16 protein-coding genes are annotated in these 15290 nt (G+C 64.6%); 12 read left to right on the top strand and 4 right to left on the bottom strand.

The annotated features are described in order from the left end of the window. Positions 1-34: 34 nt before the first annotated feature. Entirely contained in the window at positions 35-949 is a 915-nt protein-coding gene (locus V6W80_RS04135) for a putative 2-dehydropantoate 2-reductase (RefSeq protein ID WP_338545914.1), read from the bottom strand. 123 nt (positions 950-1072) lie between these two features. On the opposite strand from V6W80_RS04135, the gene V6W80_RS04140 reads away from it, so the two are divergent. Together V6W80_RS04140 and V6W80_RS04145 are read left to right on the top strand one after the other, a co-directional pair. Continuing rightward, the gene (locus V6W80_RS04140; protein WP_338545915.1) at positions 1073-1552 is read left to right on the top strand and encodes a YajQ family cyclic di-GMP-binding protein; all 480 of its coding nucleotides are present in this window, start codon (positions 1073-1075) and stop codon (positions 1550-1552) included. Between the two features lie 97 nt (positions 1553-1649). Next, positions 1650-2522 (top strand): mechanosensitive ion channel family protein, encoded by an 873-nt coding sequence (locus tag V6W80_RS04145; RefSeq protein ID WP_338545916.1) that lies wholly within the window; start codon positions 1650-1652, stop codon positions 2520-2522. 27 nt (positions 2523-2549) lie between these two features. Here V6W80_RS04145 and V6W80_RS04150 read toward each other — a convergent pair whose 3' ends face one another. Together V6W80_RS04150 and V6W80_RS04155 are read right to left on the bottom strand one after the other, a co-directional pair. Further along, positions 2550-4271, bottom strand: coding sequence for an AmpG family muropeptide MFS transporter (locus tag V6W80_RS04150; protein WP_338545917.1), 1722 nt, complete (start codon positions 4269-4271; stop codon positions 2550-2552). Positions 4272-4299: 28 nt separating this feature from the next. Next, on the bottom strand, positions 4300-4638 hold the full coding sequence (locus tag V6W80_RS04155) for an MGMT family protein (protein WP_064307380.1): 339 nt from the start codon (positions 4636-4638) through the stop codon (positions 4300-4302). Between the two features lie 236 nt (positions 4639-4874). On the opposite strand from V6W80_RS04155, the gene V6W80_RS04160 reads away from it, so the two are divergent. From V6W80_RS04160 to pncB, 10 genes are all read left to right on the top strand, one after another. Next, positions 4875-5882, top strand: coding sequence for a DUF481 domain-containing protein (locus V6W80_RS04160; protein WP_017640084.1), 1008 nt, complete (start codon positions 4875-4877; stop codon positions 5880-5882). 151 nt (positions 5883-6033) lie between these two features. Then, a complete protein-coding gene (locus tag V6W80_RS04165; RefSeq protein WP_017640085.1) occupies positions 6034-6492 on the top strand; it encodes an FxsA family protein in 459 nt (152 codons plus the stop codon). Between the two features lie 189 nt (positions 6493-6681). After that, the gene (locus V6W80_RS04170; RefSeq protein WP_007161933.1) at positions 6682-6975 is read left to right on the top strand and encodes a co-chaperone GroES; all 294 of its coding nucleotides are present in this window, start codon (positions 6682-6684) and stop codon (positions 6973-6975) included. A gap of 39 nt (positions 6976-7014) precedes the next feature. After that, positions 7015-8655: a chaperonin GroEL gene (groL, locus tag V6W80_RS04175; protein WP_017640087.1), complete on the top strand. Its 1641-nt coding sequence runs from the start codon at positions 7015-7017 to the stop codon at positions 8653-8655. Between the two features lie 176 nt (positions 8656-8831). After that, positions 8832-9506, top strand: a complete 675-nt coding sequence (locus V6W80_RS04180; protein WP_017640088.1) for a response regulator transcription factor — start codon at positions 8832-8834, stop codon at positions 9504-9506. A gap of 2 nt (positions 9507-9508) precedes the next feature. Beyond that, entirely contained in the window at positions 9509-10798 is a 1290-nt protein-coding gene (locus V6W80_RS04185) for a sensor histidine kinase (protein ID WP_338545919.1), read from the top strand. 91 nt (positions 10799-10889) lie between these two features. Next, entirely contained in the window at positions 10890-11576 is a 687-nt protein-coding gene (locus V6W80_RS04190) for a class I SAM-dependent methyltransferase (RefSeq protein WP_017640090.1), read from the top strand. 27 nt (positions 11577-11603) lie between these two features. Next, entirely contained in the window at positions 11604-12302 is a 699-nt protein-coding gene (locus V6W80_RS04195; protein WP_017640091.1) for a lipopolysaccharide kinase InaA family protein, read from the top strand. Beyond that, positions 12299-12517 carry a hypothetical protein gene (locus V6W80_RS04200; protein WP_177344807.1) on the top strand — a complete coding sequence of 73 codons (219 nt, stop codon included), beginning with the start codon at positions 12299-12301 and terminating at the stop codon, positions 12515-12517. The genes V6W80_RS04195 and V6W80_RS04200 overlap by 4 nt, the downstream gene beginning before the upstream one ends. Before the next feature lie 82 nt (positions 12518-12599). Continuing rightward, positions 12600-13802 carry a nicotinate phosphoribosyltransferase gene (gene pncB / locus V6W80_RS04205; RefSeq protein WP_160924539.1) on the top strand — a complete coding sequence of 401 codons (1203 nt, stop codon included), beginning with the start codon at positions 12600-12602 and terminating at the stop codon, positions 13800-13802. Between the two features lie 27 nt (positions 13803-13829). Here pncB and selO read toward each other — a convergent pair whose 3' ends face one another. Then, the gene (selO, locus tag V6W80_RS04210) at positions 13830-15290 is read right to left on the bottom strand and encodes a protein adenylyltransferase SelO (RefSeq protein WP_338545920.1); all 1461 of its coding nucleotides are present in this window, start codon (positions 15288-15290) and stop codon (positions 13830-13832) included.

Consider the following 15290-nt stretch of genomic DNA (forward strand, 5'->3'; position numbering starts at 1 on the left):
GTGGCAACAGGGAAGCGGGCAGGGTAGCCCGCAGCTAGTCCTCGGGCAATCCGCGCTCCGCGAGCCGGGTCTGCAGGCGCTGCTGCAGCTCGGTCAGGTGCGGCGCCGCCAGGTGCAGCCGCCCGGCGATCGGCAGGGCATGGCCGAGCAGGTAACTCACCTCGGTACGCTGGCCGCGCTCCACGTCCTGCAGCATCGAGGATCTGTTGTGGGCGGTGGCGGCGATCACCGCCTCGACCTCCTGCTGCAGTCCCTGGGCCGCCGGGGCGAGTCCCATGGCTTCCAGCAGGGCGGTGAGTTCGGCGCAGAGCGCCGCCACCTCCGACAGATGCTGGCGCAGTTCGCCGTTGCGGCAGCCATGCAGCACGGTCAACGGATTGATGGCGCAGTTGATCGCCAGCTTGCGCCATAGCCGGGCGTCGATGTCGTCGGTCCAGCGCACCGGAAAGCCCAGCTCGGTGAGGGTATTCAGCCAGGCCGGCGGGGTATGGCTGCCGAGCTGGTCGCCGATCCAGATCTGCCCGGCACCGGCCGCCACCACATGGAAGTCGGTCTCGCGATAGGCGCCCTCGGTGGTGCTGGCTCTCAGGCAGCGCGCTCGCGGTACCCGGGCGGCCACCGCGTCCTGGCTCCCCAGGCCGTTCTGCAGCAGCAGGATCTCGGCTTCCGGTTCCAGGCGCGCGGCGACGCTGGCGATGGCCTCTTCGGCGTCGTAGCTCTTGCAGGCCAGGATCAGCCGGCGGATCGGATTGCCGGCTTCGGGCGTCTCGGCGGGCAGCGGATAGAGGCTGGTGATGTCGCCTTCGCTGAGGCGCAGTCCGCCGCCCGCGCGGTACTGCGCCAGGCGCGTGCGATCGCGCAGGATCAGCCGGACCGGCTCGCCCCCGCGAAACAATCGCGCCGCCCAGAGTCCGCCGAGACTGCCGGCGCCCAGTACGTGCCAGCTCACAGCTGTGACTCCAGTGTCGATTCCTTGCGCATGGTCGGATTCCTGAGGATGAGGGCCAGTCGTTATAATGGTCGGTCAGGCTGCAGCGTCAAGGCTGCCCCATCGCAACCGAGGAGAAAATCCATGCCTTCCTTCGACGTCGTATCGGAGCTGGACAAGCACGAAGTCACCAACGCCGTGGACAACGCCATGAAGGAGCTCGAGCGCCGGTACGACCTGCGCGGCAAGGGCAGCTTCGAGGCCAAGGACCTTACCGTCACCCTGACCGCCGATGCCGATTTCCAGCTCGAACAGATGCTGGAGATCCTCAAGGTCAACCTGGCCAAGCGCAAGATCGACGTCCAGTGCCTGGAGGTCAAGGATGCCTACGCCTCCGGCAAGACCGTGAAACAGGAAACCACCCTGCGCGAGGGCATCGACAAGGAGCTGGCGAAGAAGATCGTCGCCCTGATCAAGGACAGCAAGATCAAGGTCCAGGCCGTCATCCAGGGCGAGCAGGTGCGCGTCACCGGCAAGAAGCGCGACGAATTGCAGGAGGTCATCGCCCTGCTGCGTGGCCAATCCCTGGGCATGCCGCTGCAGTTCGACAACTTCCGCGACTGAGCCCGTCTTCGGAACCTCTCGGTCTACCGTCCGTCGCACATAGGGCGCCGCCATTCAGGTCGTGCCCGACTTTTTCTTGTGCGTGGAGAGGTAGACGATGGATTTGAGTGCCCAGACCGATCACCTGCTGACGGCCTTCATGGCCTGGCTACCGGTCATTCTGCAGTATTGCGGCAACGTGGTGCTGGCCCTGATCACCCTGTGGATCGGCTGGTGGGTCATCAATCGCCTGACCGGGCGCCTGGCCGCGCTGTTCACCGCGCGGCACATGGACCAGGCCCTGGAAACCTTCGTGGTGACCCTGGTCAACATCGGTCTGAAGGTCATGCTGGTGATCAGCGTCGCCTCCATGATCGGCATCGCCACCACCTCCTTCGTCGCCGCCCTCGGCGCGGCCAGCCTGGCCATCGGCCTGTCGCTGCAGGGCAGCCTGGCCAACTTCGCCGGCGGGGTGCTGATCCTGCTGTTCCGGCCGTTCAAGATTGGCGACTACATCGAGGCCCAGGGCGTGCAGGGCACCGTGGATTCGATCCAGATCTTTCACACCGTGCTGCGTACCGGCGACAACCGCACCATCACCGTGCCCAACGGCAACCTGTCCAACGGCATCATCACCAACCAGTCGCGCCAGCCGACCCGACAGATCGTCTTCGACGTCAAGGTCGGCTACGACGCCGATCTGCAGAAGGCCAAGCAGGTGCTGGCCGATATGGCCAAGGATCCGCGGGTGCTGGAATCGCCGCCGCCCGCCATCGTGGTGGCCGGGCTGGGCGACACCTTCATCACCGTGTCGCTGCGCTGCTGGACCGCCAACAGTGACTTCTGGGGCACCCAGTTCACCTTCAACGAGCAGATCCGCGATCGGCTGCGTGCCGAGGGCATCGACATCGCGCTGCCCAGCCGGGTGGTCAAGGTGCTCGACGACAAGGGTGACGAACGCGCCGCGGCCGCGGCGCGCGGCGAAGCCTGAAGCGGGATGGGGCGGCCGCCGGCCGCCTCAGTGACCGCCGCTGGAGGAACCGCTCGGCACCGCGGTCCGCCGCTGGCGCAGCCAGAGCACGGCGATCAGCAGCAGCGTCGGCACCCCCATCAGCGCGGTCAGCGAGAAGAACGAGCTGTAGCCGACGTGCTCCACCATGGCGCCCGAATAGCCACCCAGCAGGCGTGGCAACAGCAGCATCAGCGAGCTGAGCATGGCGTACTGGGTGGCCGAGAATCTGAGGTTGGTCAGGCTCGACAGATAGGCGACAAAGGCCGAGGTGGCCATGCCGCCACTGACGTTGTCGGCGCAGATGGTGGCGATCAGCAGCGGCACGTTGGCGCCGGTGGAGGCGATCACCACGAACAGCAGGTTGGTCAGCGCCGAGGCGGCACCGCCGAGGAAGAGGATCGGCAGGATCCCCATCCGGGTGATCAGCACGCCGCCCAGGCCCGCGCCGAACAGGGTCATGAACACCCCGAAGATCTTGCTGACCCCGGCGATGGTTTCCTTGCTGTAGCCCACGTCGATATAGAAGACGCTGGCCATCACCCCCATGACCGTGTCGGACAGCCGATAGGTGGAGATCAGGCCGAGCAGCAGCAGCGCCTGCCACTGGTAGCGCTGGATGAATTCGGTGATGGGCGTGAGCACCGGTGCCATCAGCCGACGCCCGGGCGCGGTCAGGCACAGCCAGACGATCAGGCCGTACATCAGACCGCGCGGCCAGTAGCCGCCGGCCAGGGCCGACAGGCCGCCGGTGGCGGCCACGATCAGCACGATCAGCAGGATCACCGAGACCATCTGGTGGACGAAGTCGAAGCGCGGCAGTTCTTCGGCATTGGCCGCATCGCGCAACCGCAGGGGCTCGCGCATGCGCCGCATGAGATCGCTCAGCGGCTTGGAGCAATAGCGACCCCAGGGCGACAGGCAACCGACGATGAACAGGCTGTAGAGCAAGGCGCGCGGCCAGGCCTGGGCGATGGCCGCATTGATGGCGGCGGGGATGGAGATCAGCATCACCAGCAGCAGGGCGACCGCCACCAGCTGGTGATTGAAGCCGAAGCGCGATTCCGCCATGGCCATGGGCGCCACCGGCTCGGGTTCGCGAATCAGCACGCTGGTCACCAGGCCGGGCAGCACCAGCAGGGCGAACAGCATGTAGGTGGTGGCCCAGGCGCTCTGGCTGTAGTCGAGCTTGGACGAGCCCAGCTCCTCGGCGAGAAACAGCGCGCCAGCGCTGGCCAGCAGGGCGGCGATGCGATAGCCGGTCATGTAGCAGGCGGCGAGGGCGGCCTGGCGATCATCGTCGGCGATCTCCAGGCGATAGGCGTCCACGGCGATGTCCTGGGTGGCCGAGGCGAAGGCCACCAGCACCGCCAGGGCGATCAACTGCTCCAGGTGCTGCTGTGGATTGCACAGCGCCATGCCGATCAGGCCCAGGCCCACCAGGATCTGCGACAGCACCAGCCAGGAGCGTCGGCGGCCGAGCTTGCCGATCAGGGGCAGCTTCCAGAGGTCCAGCATGGGTGACCAGACCCACTTGAAGGCATAGGCCAGGCCGATCCAGCTGGCGTAGCCAATGGTCTCGCGACTCACGCCCGCTTCGCGCAGCCACACCGACAGGGTGGAAAACACCAGCATGGCCGGCAGCCCCGCGGCGAAACCCAGCAGCAGCAGGGCCAGGCAGGCCTTGGATTTGTAGGTGGTGACGGCTTCTCGCCAGAAACGTGCAAACATGCCCTTGGGCTCGGAAAAAACGCGCACTCTACTCGACACTCTCAGCTGGATTCCACCGGTACCGACGCATGTCCACCCGGTCCTCGTGCAACGGCACACCCTCGGCCCGCAATCGTTCGCGTTGCTCCCGGCCAGAGGGGCTGTCGGATGGCAGGCTCGGCCGACCATCCGCGGCGATCACCCGATGCCAGGGCAGGGCGCTGCCCTCCGGCAAGCGCCCCAGTACCCAGCCCACCCAGCGCGCCCCGCGGCCCAGGCCGGCGAGTTCCGCCAACTGGCCATAGCTGACCACCCGCCCTGCGGGAATGGCGGCCAGCGCCAGAAACACGGCCTGGCGACGGGGTTCGGGGAGAGGGGATGCGCTCATGACGCCCTGCTGCTCGGGGAGAGAGTGCCAGTGTGCCGAAAAGTTTGGTTACGGTGGTGCTGAAACGTGTCGAGCTGTCACATTCTCCCAAGATGTCCGACCTTTGGGCAGTATTTCCGGAAACTTGCCTAAGTTTTACCCAGGAATGGTTGCGCGGGCCTCTGGCACCCGGATAATCGCGCCCTCTCGTTTCGTTACCTTTCCACCCAAGTCCACCCAAAGGTGTCCTGGTGCCCATGCGTTTTCGATTCCTCTCCTCGCTCGCGCTGTTGTCACTCGCCTCCTTCGCCCATGCCGACACCGTCTGGCTCAAGAACGGCGATCGTCTGACCGGAACCATCAAGTTGCTCGACAGCAAGAAGCTGCTCCTGCAGACCGAATACGGCGGCAACATTCCCCTGTCGTGGGACAAGATCAAGACCTTGCAGCGTGACAAGCCCGTGATCGTCCAGCGCGGCAAGTACGAACCCGATTTTCCGGTGGAAAGCCTCAAGCCGGCCGAGGATGGCCAGGTAGTGGTCAGCACCACCGACGGCCAGCAGACCGTGCCCCTGGCGAGCATCACCCAGATCGTGCCGCCGCGGCCCTTCCTGCGCGACTTCGCCTGGAAAGGCAACATCGATGCCGGCCTGGACTACATCAGCTCGTCCCAGGACAGCGAAAAATACGATATCGATTTCAAGACCCAGGCCCGGCACGGCATGTGGCGGCACAACGCCAATGGCAGCTACGACCGCTACAAGACCGACGACGTGGTCTCGACCAGCAAGTACGGCCTGCAGTACGCCCTGGATCGCTTCTTCGACGAGAAATTCTTCTGGCAGGGCCGCGCCGAATACAAGCGCGACTGGATCCAGGACCTGGCCAAGCAGCGCACCCTGGGTACCGGTCCCGGTTACCAGTTCTGGGACAACGAGCTGGGCTCTTTCTCCCTTACCGGCCTGCTCAACCACAACCGCTACCAGTACGCGGACGGTGGCTCCGACCAGTTCCTCTCGGCGAGCATGAAGTGGGACTACAACCGCTATCTGTATGGACAGACCATCCAGTTCTTCACCACGGGTGAACTGGGCCGGCCGCTGGACAACACCGCCAATCTCACCTTCGATGGCGATGTCGGCCTGAGATATAAGGTGACCAACTGGGCGTCGCTGAACCTCAAGGCGTCCAAGGAGCTGACCAGCGGAGCCGAGGGCAACGTCAACCAGACCGAGTACACCGCCGGTGTCGGCGTTTCCTGGTAACCCGATGTTTCCATAGGCGCCCGCCAACCCGTCAAGGCCGCGATTTTCGCGGCCTTCGCGTTTCCAGCCGGTGCCGGCCAGCCACCTTGAAATCGGCTCGGCCGCCTCCATCTCCTGTCTTTCAATCGGTTTCCACCGTGAAGGACCTGAGATGCGCGTGACCGCCTTACTCTTCTTGCTGTTCCCCTTTGTGGAACTGGCCGTGCTCATCAAGATCGGCAGCGAAATCGGCGTGCTCGCCACCTTCGCCCTGCTGCTGCTGAGCTTTCTGGTCGGCGTCGCCCTGCTGCGCGTCGCCGGCTTCACCACCCTCTGGCGCATCCGCATGCGCCTGGCTCAGGGGCAGATGCCCGAGCAGGAAGTCATCCAGGGGCTGACCCTGGCGATCGCTGGCGCCCTGCTGATCTTTCCGGGCTTCATCAGTGACGGCCTGGCGCTCATCTGCCTCTTGCCGGTGACCCGCAAGGCCCTGCTGGGCGCGGTGATCGGTCGGGTGACCCGGCGCAATCCCGGTGCCCAGGGCTACCAACCGGGCCCTGGGCAGGGCGCACCTCATCGTCCCGAGGTGATCGAGGGTGAAGTGGTGCACCGAGACGAGCAAAAGCGCTAAAAATTTTGCCCGTCGCCCTTGAAATGCCTGGCGACAACCTCATGTAGCGGACACCGCAAGGTTGTCGCCGCAAGGCGAGCAGGTTTCGCGTCCTGTCATGCACGGGGCGCACCCGGCGCAGCCGGTAAAAACAAACTGCCGATGCAGTCATCGGCGCTGGAAACACTTAGAACTTTGGGAGATACGACAATGGCGCTTCGTCCTCTGCATGATCGCGTTGTGATTCGTCGCAGCGAAGAAGAGACCAAATCCGCTGGCGGCATCGTGCTGCCGGGCTCGGCTGCCGAAAAGCCGAACCGCGGTGAAGTGGTTGCCGTAGGCACTGGACGCGTACTGGACAACGGCGACGTCCGTGCTCCGGCGGTGAAAGTGGGTGACAAGGTGGTTTTCGGTCCCTATTCCGGCAGCAACGCCATCAAGGTCGATGGCGAAGAACTGCTGGTGATGGCTGAGTCCGAAATCCTGGCCGTCATCGAAGGCTGATCCCCGCTCACTTTTCGAATTTCTTAGAGGAAACAGAACATGGCTGCAAAAGACGTCAAATTCGGTGACTCCGCGCGCAAGAAGCTGCTGACCGGTGTCAACACCCTGGCCGACGCCGTCAAGGCCACCCTGGGCCCGAAAGGCCGTAACGTGGTGCTGGAGCGCAGCTTCGGTGCTCCCCTGATCACCAAGGACGGCGTGTCCGTCGCCAAGGAGATCGAGCTCAAGGATCGCATCGAGAACATCGGCGCCCAGCTGGTGAAAGACGTGGCCTCCAAGGCCAACGACGCGGCCGGTGACGGCACCACCACCGCCACCGTGCTGGCCCAGGCCATCGTTACCGAAGGCCTGAAGTCCGTGGCCGCCGGCCTGAACCCGATGGACCTGAAGCGCGGCATCGACAAGGCTACCGCCGCCGTCGTCGCCGAGCTGAAGAACCTGTCCAAGCCCTGCGCCGACAGCAAGGCCATCGCCCAGGTAGGCACCATCTCCGCCAACTCCGACGACAGCATCGGCAACATCATCGCCGAAGCCATGGAGAAGGTTGGTAAAGAAGGCGTCATCACCGTCGAAGAAGGCTCGGGCCTGGAAAACGAACTGTCCGTCGTCGAAGGCATGCAGTTCGACCGTGGCTACCTGTCGCCCTACTTCATCAACAAGCCCGACACCATGTCGGCCGAGCTGGACAGCCCGCTGCTGCTGCTGGTCGACAAGAAGATCTCCAACATCCGCGAACTGTTGCCGGTGCTGGAATCCGTTGCCAAGGCCGGTCGTCCGCTGCTGATCGTCGCCGAAGACGTCGAAGGCGAAGCCCTGGCCACCCTGGTGGTCAACAACATGCGCGGTATTGTCAAGGTCGCAGCCGTCAAGGCGCCGGGCTTCGGTGATCGTCGCAAGGCCATGCTGCAGGACATCGCCATCCTGACCGGCGGTACCGTCATCTCCGAAGAAGTCGGCCTGAGCCTGGAAAGCACCACCCTGGAGCACCTGGGTCAAGCCAAGCGTGTGGTCCTGAACAAGGAAAACACCACCGTCATCGACGGCGCTGGCGTCGAGGTCGACATCCAGGCCCGTATCAAGCAGATCCGTGCCCAGGTCGAAGAAACCTCTTCCGACTACGACAAAGAGAAGCTGCAAGAGCGTCTGGCCAAGCTGGCTGGCGGTGTTGCCGTGATCAAGGTTGGCGCTGCCACCGAAGTCGAGATGAAAGAGAAGAAAGCTCGCGTTGAAGACGCCCTGCACGCCACCCGCGCTGCCGTGGAAGAAGGCGTGGTGCCTGGCGGCGGTGTCGCTCTGGTCCGTGCCCTGGACGCGCTGAAGGATCTGAAAGGCATCAACGAAGAGCAGAACGCCGGTATCAACATTCTGCGTCGCGCTGTTGAAGCTCCCCTGCGCCAGATCGTGACCAACGCCGGTGACGAAGCCTCCGTCGTGCTGGACAAGGTCAAGCAGGGCAGCGGCAACTACGGCTACAACGCCGCCACTGGCGAATACGGCGACATGCTGGAATTCGGCATCATCGACCCGGCCAAGGTGACCCGCAGCGCGCTGCAGGCCGCTTCCTCCATCGCCGGTCTGCTGATCACCACCGAAGCCATCGTGGCTGAGCTGCCGAAAGACGACGCGGCCCCGGCCATGCCCGACATGGGCGGCATGGGTGGCATGGGCGGCATGATGTAAGAACCGCTCCGGCCCCCGGGCCGAGCCCAACCCCGGTGCTCCTCGCGGACACCGGGGTTTTTTTATGGCCGGTCTCCGGCCCGCCTGGTGCTGGTCGCGCCCGGCGGACGCGGTTAGGCTCTGTGCCGAACAGCAAGCGTGCGGGCCCCGGGTGGCTCGCCAACGAGGTCAGCGACATGCGTATCCTGGTGGTGGAAGACAACAAAGACATCCTCAGCAACCTGCTGGACTACCTCAGTCTCAAGGGCTACAGCGTGGATTGCGCCCAGGATGGCCTGTCGGGGCTGCACCTCGCCGCGACCGAGCACTACGATCTGCTCATCCTCGACATCATGCTGCCCGGCATCGACGGCTACACCCTCTGCCAGCGGCTGCGCCAGGATGCCCGCCGCGACACCCCGGTGATCATGCTCACCGCCCGCGATCAGCTCGATGACCGTCTGGAAGGCTTCCGCTCCGGCGCCGACGACTACCTGGTCAAACCCTTCGCCCTGTCGGAATTGGCCGCGCGCGTCGAGGCGGTGATGCGCCGGACCAAGGGGGGCGGGCGTCGCCAGCTGCAGGTCGCCGATCTCAGCTACGACCTGGACACCCTGGAGGTGAGTCGTGCCGGCAAGTCGCTCAAGCTCAATCCCATCGGTCTCAAGATCCTTGCCCTGCTGATGCAGAAGTCGCCCCATGTGGTGCGTCGCGAGGTACTGGAGGAGGCGGTGTGGGGCGAGGACTACCCCGACAGCGACAGCCTGCGCAGCCACGTCCACCAGTTGCGCCAGGTGATCGACAAGCCCTTCGCGCAGCCGCTGCTGCGCACCATCCATGGGGTGGGCTACAAGTTGGTCGAGCAGGATTAGCCATGGAATATCACCTGAGCCTGTCGCGGCGGATCGTCATCGCCTTCGTGCTGATGACCTTTCTGGTGGGTGGCGTCTTTTCCCTGGGTATCGTCGCGGTGGTACACACCGTCGAGGAGCGCTTGATCTCCACCGATCTGCACAACGAACTGGAGCGCATGGTCCAGCGCGACATGAGACGCGGCGGCCAGCCGGTGCTGGATCCCGACATGCGTCTGTATTTCGTGCCCCTCGCCGAGGTGGCGCAGTTGCCCGCGCACCTGCGCGATCTGCCGGCGGGCTTCAGCGAGGTGGAGGAGGACCAGCAGTACTTTTATGCCTACGTCGCCGAGCTGGAGGGCAACCATTTCGTCCTGCTGCAGAACCAGAGCGATTTCGAGGCGCGCGAGCGGCTGCTCTACAAGGTGGTGCTGATCGGGTTCCTGATCAGCGTGGCCCTGGCCTGGCTGCTGGGATGGGCCCTGGCACGGCGGGTGATCGCGCCGGTGGTGCGGCTGGCGCGCCAGGTACGGCGGCGTGACCAGATCCTCGATGTGACCCCGCCCCTGGCGCCGGACTATGCCAAGGACGAAGTCGGTGAACTGGCCGGTGCCTTCGACGATGCCCTGAATCGCCTGCGTGCCGCCCTGGCGCGCGAGCGGCTGTTCACCAGCGATGTCAGTCATGAATTGCGCACGCCGCTGATGGTGATCAATTCGTCCTGCGAATTGCTGGAGGCCACGCCGGATCTGCCACCTCGGGCGAAGGGCCCGTTGGAGCGCATGACGCGCGCGGCGCGGGAGATGCAGGAACTGGTGCAGACCTTTCTGGCTCTGGCGCGCAACCAGGGCGACAGCGATACTCAGGCACCCCGTGCCACCCTGGCCGAGGTGGCGCGGCGCCAGACGCAGGAATGGCAGGCGGCGGTGGAGGCCAAGGGGCTGCAATGGCGCCTGAGCGTGGCGCCGGAGGCCGAGCGCTTGCTCTGGCACGAGCCCTTTTTGCGGTCGGTGATGAGCAATCTGTTGCGCAATGCCCTGCACTACACCGAACGCGGCTACATCAGCCTGCAGGTCGGCGCTGCGGGTTTCGTGGTGGAAGACAGTGGCGTTGGCATTCCCGAAGAGCAGCGTGAGGCGATGTTCCAGCCCTTTGTCCGTGGCGCCGAGGGCCGTGGCGAGGGACTGGGGCTGGGCCTGTCGCTGGTCCGGCGGATCTGTCAGCTGCAGGGCTGGAGCGTGACCCTGGGCGACAGCGCGGCAGGGGGGTGCCGCTTCGATATCGATCTTGGCAACGAGAGGGTAGCCGACTAGCGTTACAGAATTTTCACAACGACTTGACCGGGGTTTGACAGCGGCCTGGATAGGGTAGCGGCACTTCTCCACTCCCTCAGGAGCCGCCTCCGTGAAAGCGCCCATCGACCTGCCCTTTTCGCAAAAGTACGACGCCGACCACGCCCGCCAGTATTACCTGAAGCACCAGGACGGTCTGGCCCGGCGCCTGTCCAACTGGCGCGACCAGCAACTGGCGCGGCAGGCCCTGAGCATCGCCGGCCAGCCCAATCTGGTGCTGGATCTGCCCAGTGGTGCCGGTCGTTTCTGGCCGCTGCTGGCGGAGAAGCGCAATCGTCTGATCATCGGTGCCGATTACTCGGAAAACATGCTGGCCACCGCCCGTGCGCAGCAGCCCGCGGAGGTCGTGGCCCGGGTAAAAACGCTGCAGACGTCGGCTTTCGCTATCGACTTGTCCGACAATTCTGTAGATTGCATTTTCTGTATGCGTTTGTTTCACCATGTGGGCGAAGCGGCGGACCGTCTGGCGCTGCTGCAGGAGTTCCACCGGGTGACCCGTGACAGCGTCATCCTGTCGCTGTGGGTGGATGGCAACTTCAAGGCCTGGCGTCGCCAGGCACTGGAACGTCGGCGCCAAGCCGAAGGCCGCGACCGCGGCGGTTACCAGAACCGATTCATCGTCGAGCGCGGCCAGTTCGAGGCGGAAGTCGCCCAGGCCGGCTTCGTGGTCGACCGAGCCCTGGATTTTTTGCCGGGCTATGCCATGTGGCGGGTCTATGTCCTGCGCAAGGCCAATTAAAGCTATCTAGAATAAGAGAGGCAGCCGATGGGAGCCGTGACGCAGGGCGAAGAGCGTTTCGATCGCTGGTGGAACACCGCAGGCGACTGGGTGGAAGCGCCCAATGTCCGTCGGGGCGGCGAGAGCGGTGTCCAGCGCCTGCAACTTCCCGACGGGACCCTGGCCTACGTCAAGCGTCAGGTCGGTCATCTCTATCGTAGTTTGCGTCATCCCCTGGGGCGGCCCACCGCCTTGCGCGAGCGGGATGCGCTGATCGCCTTTCGCGACCTGGGTATCCAGGTTCCCGAGTTGCTCTTCTGCGATGCCCAGCAAGCCCAGGGTGGTTGGCGCGCGTTGCTGGTGAGCGCCGCCCTGGAAGGCTATCAGGATCTCGATCACTGGTACGCCGAAGGCGGTGGCCAGGCGCTCAGCGAAGCCGAGCACGAGCGCTTCCTGACCACTCTGGGCGAGGTGCTGGCGCGCATGCACCGTCACCGCTGGCAGCATGGCTGCCTCTATCCCAAACATATCTTCGTCGCCGAGCGCATGGGGCCGGAGGGCAAGCAATTCTCCATCGCCTTGCTCGATCTGGAGAAATGTCGCCAACGAATGGCTATAGACACGGCCGCCCGTCGGGATATGCTGCAATTACGCCGCCATTCGTCGTGGAACGCTGCGCAATGGCGAACTCTGCTCTACGTTTACCAACAGGCGTTGGGACGGAAGATCAGAGGGTTGGAGCCATGACTTCACAAATTACTCGAGGTTTGCTGATCGCGGCTTTTTGCGGGGTCACCACGCTGGCCTATGCGAGCTGGCTAAGACCGGCGGCCGTGGTCGTCGGTAGCGAAGGCCTGGACTACTGCCAGACCCCCGTGGCGCGCACCCTGACCACCTCCAGCACGGGTAGCCAGGACCTGCTGCTGTTCCTCTTCGGCATGACCCAGACCCACAACCGTTAGGCCCCGGACGGTCAAGCGCCTTTCGCTTCCCCGGCAAGTTCGGCATCCTGTCGTCTGACTTCTAGCTGCCGAGCCCCCGCCGATGATGGCCGATAGTTTTTCCGAGCAGGCCGTGCAGAGCCTGTTGGACACCGACTTCTACAAGCTCACCATGATGCAGGCCGTCCTGCACAACTATCCCAATGCGGAAGTCGAGTGGGCCTTTCGCTGCCGCAACGACGAAGACCTGCGGCCCTATCACGCGGCCATCCAGGCCGAGATCGATGCCCTGGCCGATGTCGCCATCAGTGATCGCCAGCTGGACTTTCTCGAACGCATTCCCTTCATCACCCCCGACTTTATCCGCTTTCTGCGGCTGTTTCGTTTCAATCCCTCCTATGTGTTCCTCGGCGAGGAGGAGGGACGCTTCACCCTGACCCTGAAGGGTCCCTGGCTGCACCTGATCCTGTTCGAGGTACCGATCCTGGCGCTGATCAGCGAGGTGCGTAATCGCCAGCGCCATGCCGACCTGCCCCTGCAGCTGGCACGCGATCAGCTCTATCGCAAGTTCGACTGGCTGGCGCGGGAAGCGGGCACCGACGAGTTGGCCGAATTCAAGATGGCCGACTTCGGTACCCGGCGCCGTTTTTCCTATGGTGTGCAGGAGATGGTGGTGCGCAGCCTGAGGGACGACTTTCCCGGTCGCTTCGTCGGTACCAGCAATGTCCACCTGGCGTGGAAGCTGGGTGTCGCGCCCCTGGGCACCATGGCCCACGAGTGGTTGATGGCGCACCAGCAACTGGGGCCACGGTTGATCGACAGCCAGATCGCCGCCCTCGACTGCTGGGTGCGCGAGTATCGCGGTCAGCTCGGCATCGCCCTGACCGATACCATCACCATGGATGCCTTTCTGCGCGATTTCGATCTCTACTTCGCCAAGCTGTTCGACGGCCTGCGCCATGACAGCGGCGATCCCCTGCAGTGGGCGGAGAAGGCCATCGCCCACTACCAGCAGCTGGGCATCGACCCCCTGACCAAGACCCTGGTGTTTTCCGATTCGCTCAATCTGGAAAAGGCGCTCGCGCTGTTTCGTGCCCTGCGCGAGCGGATCAATGTGAGCTTTGGCATCGGCACCCATTTCACCTGTGACATCCCGGGTGTGCAGCCGATGAACATGGTGCTCAAGATGAGTCGCTGCAATGGCCAGCCGGTGGCCAAGATTTCCGACGCCCCGGGCAAGGCCCAGGGCGGTGAGCCGGACTTCCTGCACTATTTGCGGCACGTCTTCCAGGTCAACGGCGCCTGAAGTCCGGCGCCTGGTCGGAGCCGGACTTCAAGACGAGCAGCTGATCTCCAGGTGCTTGCCCCAGTCCGGCGGCCGCTGGGCGAAGCGTTCGCGCCCCGGTTGGGCCTCGAAGGGGCGTGACAGCACCTCGTGCAGTAGCCGCACCTCGCTGTAGTCGCCTGCTTCGGCCTGTTCGATGGCCTGCTGGGCCAGGTAATTGCGCAGCACATACAGCGGATTGACCGCGTTCATGCGCGCGGTACGGTCGGCTGCCGCACCGCCTTCGGCGTCCAGGCGGGCGCGATAGGCCTGGCTCCAGTCGTCGAAGCCACGCAGGTCGATGAAGTCTTCGCGCACCCGGGCGAGGGCGGCGGCAGGCTGGTCTTCGCCCAGGTGGCGGAAGAACAGATGATAGTCCACACCGCCCTGCTGCATCAGGGCCAGCAGGCGCTCGACCAACTCCTGGTCTTCGTCTCGCGCCTCCTGCAGGCCCAGGCGCCGGCGCATCAGGTCGACGTAGTGCGCCTGATACAGCGGCAGGAAGAGGGCGATGCTCTCCTGTAGCGTCTCCACCGCCACCTTGGGCGTCAGCGCCTGGGCCAGGGCCGCCAGGTTCCAGTGGGCGATGGGCACCTGGTTGCTATAGGAGTAGCGCCCGGTGTGATCGGAATGGTTGCAGATGAACTGGGCGTCGAAGTCGTCGAGGAAGGCGAAGGGGCCGAAATCGAAGGTGAGACCCAGGATCGAGAAGTTGTCGGTGTTCATCACCCCATGGCAGAAACCATAGGCCTGCCAGTGGGCGATCAGCCGGGCGTTGCGTTCCACTACCTCGCGGAACAGCGCCGCCCAGGGCTCGGGGGTGGCTAGCAGTTCGGGGAAGTGCGCGGCCAACACATGCTCGCCCAGTTGCTCCAGCAACTGATGCTGGCGGGTGTAGTAGAAGTACTCGAAGTGACCGAAGCGCACATGGCTGGGGGCCATGCGCAGCAGGGTGGCGCCGGTTTCCAACCGCTCGCGCACCACCTGGGTGGCGGAGCCGATCACGCACAGCGCCCGGGTGGTCGGGATACCCAGGGCGTGCAAGGCCTCGGAGGCGAGGAATTCACGGATGGAGGAGCGCAGCACGGCGCGGCCGTCGCCCATGCGCGAGAAGGGCGTGAGACCGGCGCCCTTGAGGTGCAGATCCCAATGCTCACCGCGGTCGTTGACCACCTCGCCCAACAGCAGGCCGCGGCCATCGCCCAGGCGCGGGTTGTAGGAGCCGAACTGGTGGCCGGAATAGATCATGGCCCTGGGCTCGGCGCTATCCCAGAGCTGGGCCCCGGCGAACACCTGGGTGAATTCGGGGGTCTCGGCCACCGCTGGATCCAGGTCCAGCAAGGCCAGGGCCGTGGGCGAGGCGACTACCAGCCGCGGATCGTCCAGCGGCCGGGGATCGATGCGGGTGGAGAAGTCATCGCCCAGGCGGGCGAATCTGTTGTCGAACGTCAGATCGAGCAGCTGTTTCAT

The organism is Pseudomonas benzopyrenica (assembly GCF_036884265.1).
Lineage (GTDB): Bacteria > Pseudomonadota > Gammaproteobacteria > Pseudomonadales > Pseudomonadaceae > Chryseomonas > Chryseomonas benzopyrenica.

Coding starts and splice junctions, on each gene's coding strand:
- pncB (WP_160924539.1), top strand. CDS start 12,600: ATGATGGCCGATAGTTTTTCCGAGCAGGCCGTGCAGAGCCTGTTGGAC.
- V6W80_RS04155 (WP_064307380.1), bottom strand. CDS start 4,638: ATGAGCGCATCCCCTCTCCCCGAACCCCGTCGCCAGGCCGTGTTTCTG.
- V6W80_RS04150 (WP_338545917.1), bottom strand. CDS start 4,271: ATGTTTGCACGTTTCTGGCGAGAAGCCGTCACCACCTACAAATCCAAG.
- V6W80_RS04200 (WP_177344807.1), top strand. CDS start 12,299: ATGACTTCACAAATTACTCGAGGTTTGCTGATCGCGGCTTTTTGCGGG.
- V6W80_RS04170 (WP_007161933.1), top strand. CDS start 6,682: ATGGCGCTTCGTCCTCTGCATGATCGCGTTGTGATTCGTCGCAGCGAA.
- selO (WP_338545920.1), bottom strand. CDS start 15,290: ATGAAACAGCTGCTCGATCTGACGTTCGACAACAGATTCGCCCGCCTG.
- V6W80_RS04180 (WP_017640088.1), top strand. CDS start 8,832: ATGCGTATCCTGGTGGTGGAAGACAACAAAGACATCCTCAGCAACCTG.
- V6W80_RS04165 (WP_017640085.1), top strand. CDS start 6,034: ATGCGCGTGACCGCCTTACTCTTCTTGCTGTTCCCCTTTGTGGAACTG.
- V6W80_RS04140 (WP_338545915.1), top strand. CDS start 1,073: ATGCCTTCCTTCGACGTCGTATCGGAGCTGGACAAGCACGAAGTCACC.
- V6W80_RS04195 (WP_017640091.1), top strand. CDS start 11,604: ATGGGAGCCGTGACGCAGGGCGAAGAGCGTTTCGATCGCTGGTGGAAC.
- V6W80_RS04145 (WP_338545916.1), top strand. CDS start 1,650: ATGGATTTGAGTGCCCAGACCGATCACCTGCTGACGGCCTTCATGGCC.
- V6W80_RS04160 (WP_017640084.1), top strand. CDS start 4,875: ATGCGTTTTCGATTCCTCTCCTCGCTCGCGCTGTTGTCACTCGCCTCC.
- V6W80_RS04185 (WP_338545919.1), top strand. CDS start 9,509: ATGGAATATCACCTGAGCCTGTCGCGGCGGATCGTCATCGCCTTCGTG.
- groL (WP_017640087.1), top strand. CDS start 7,015: ATGGCTGCAAAAGACGTCAAATTCGGTGACTCCGCGCGCAAGAAGCTG.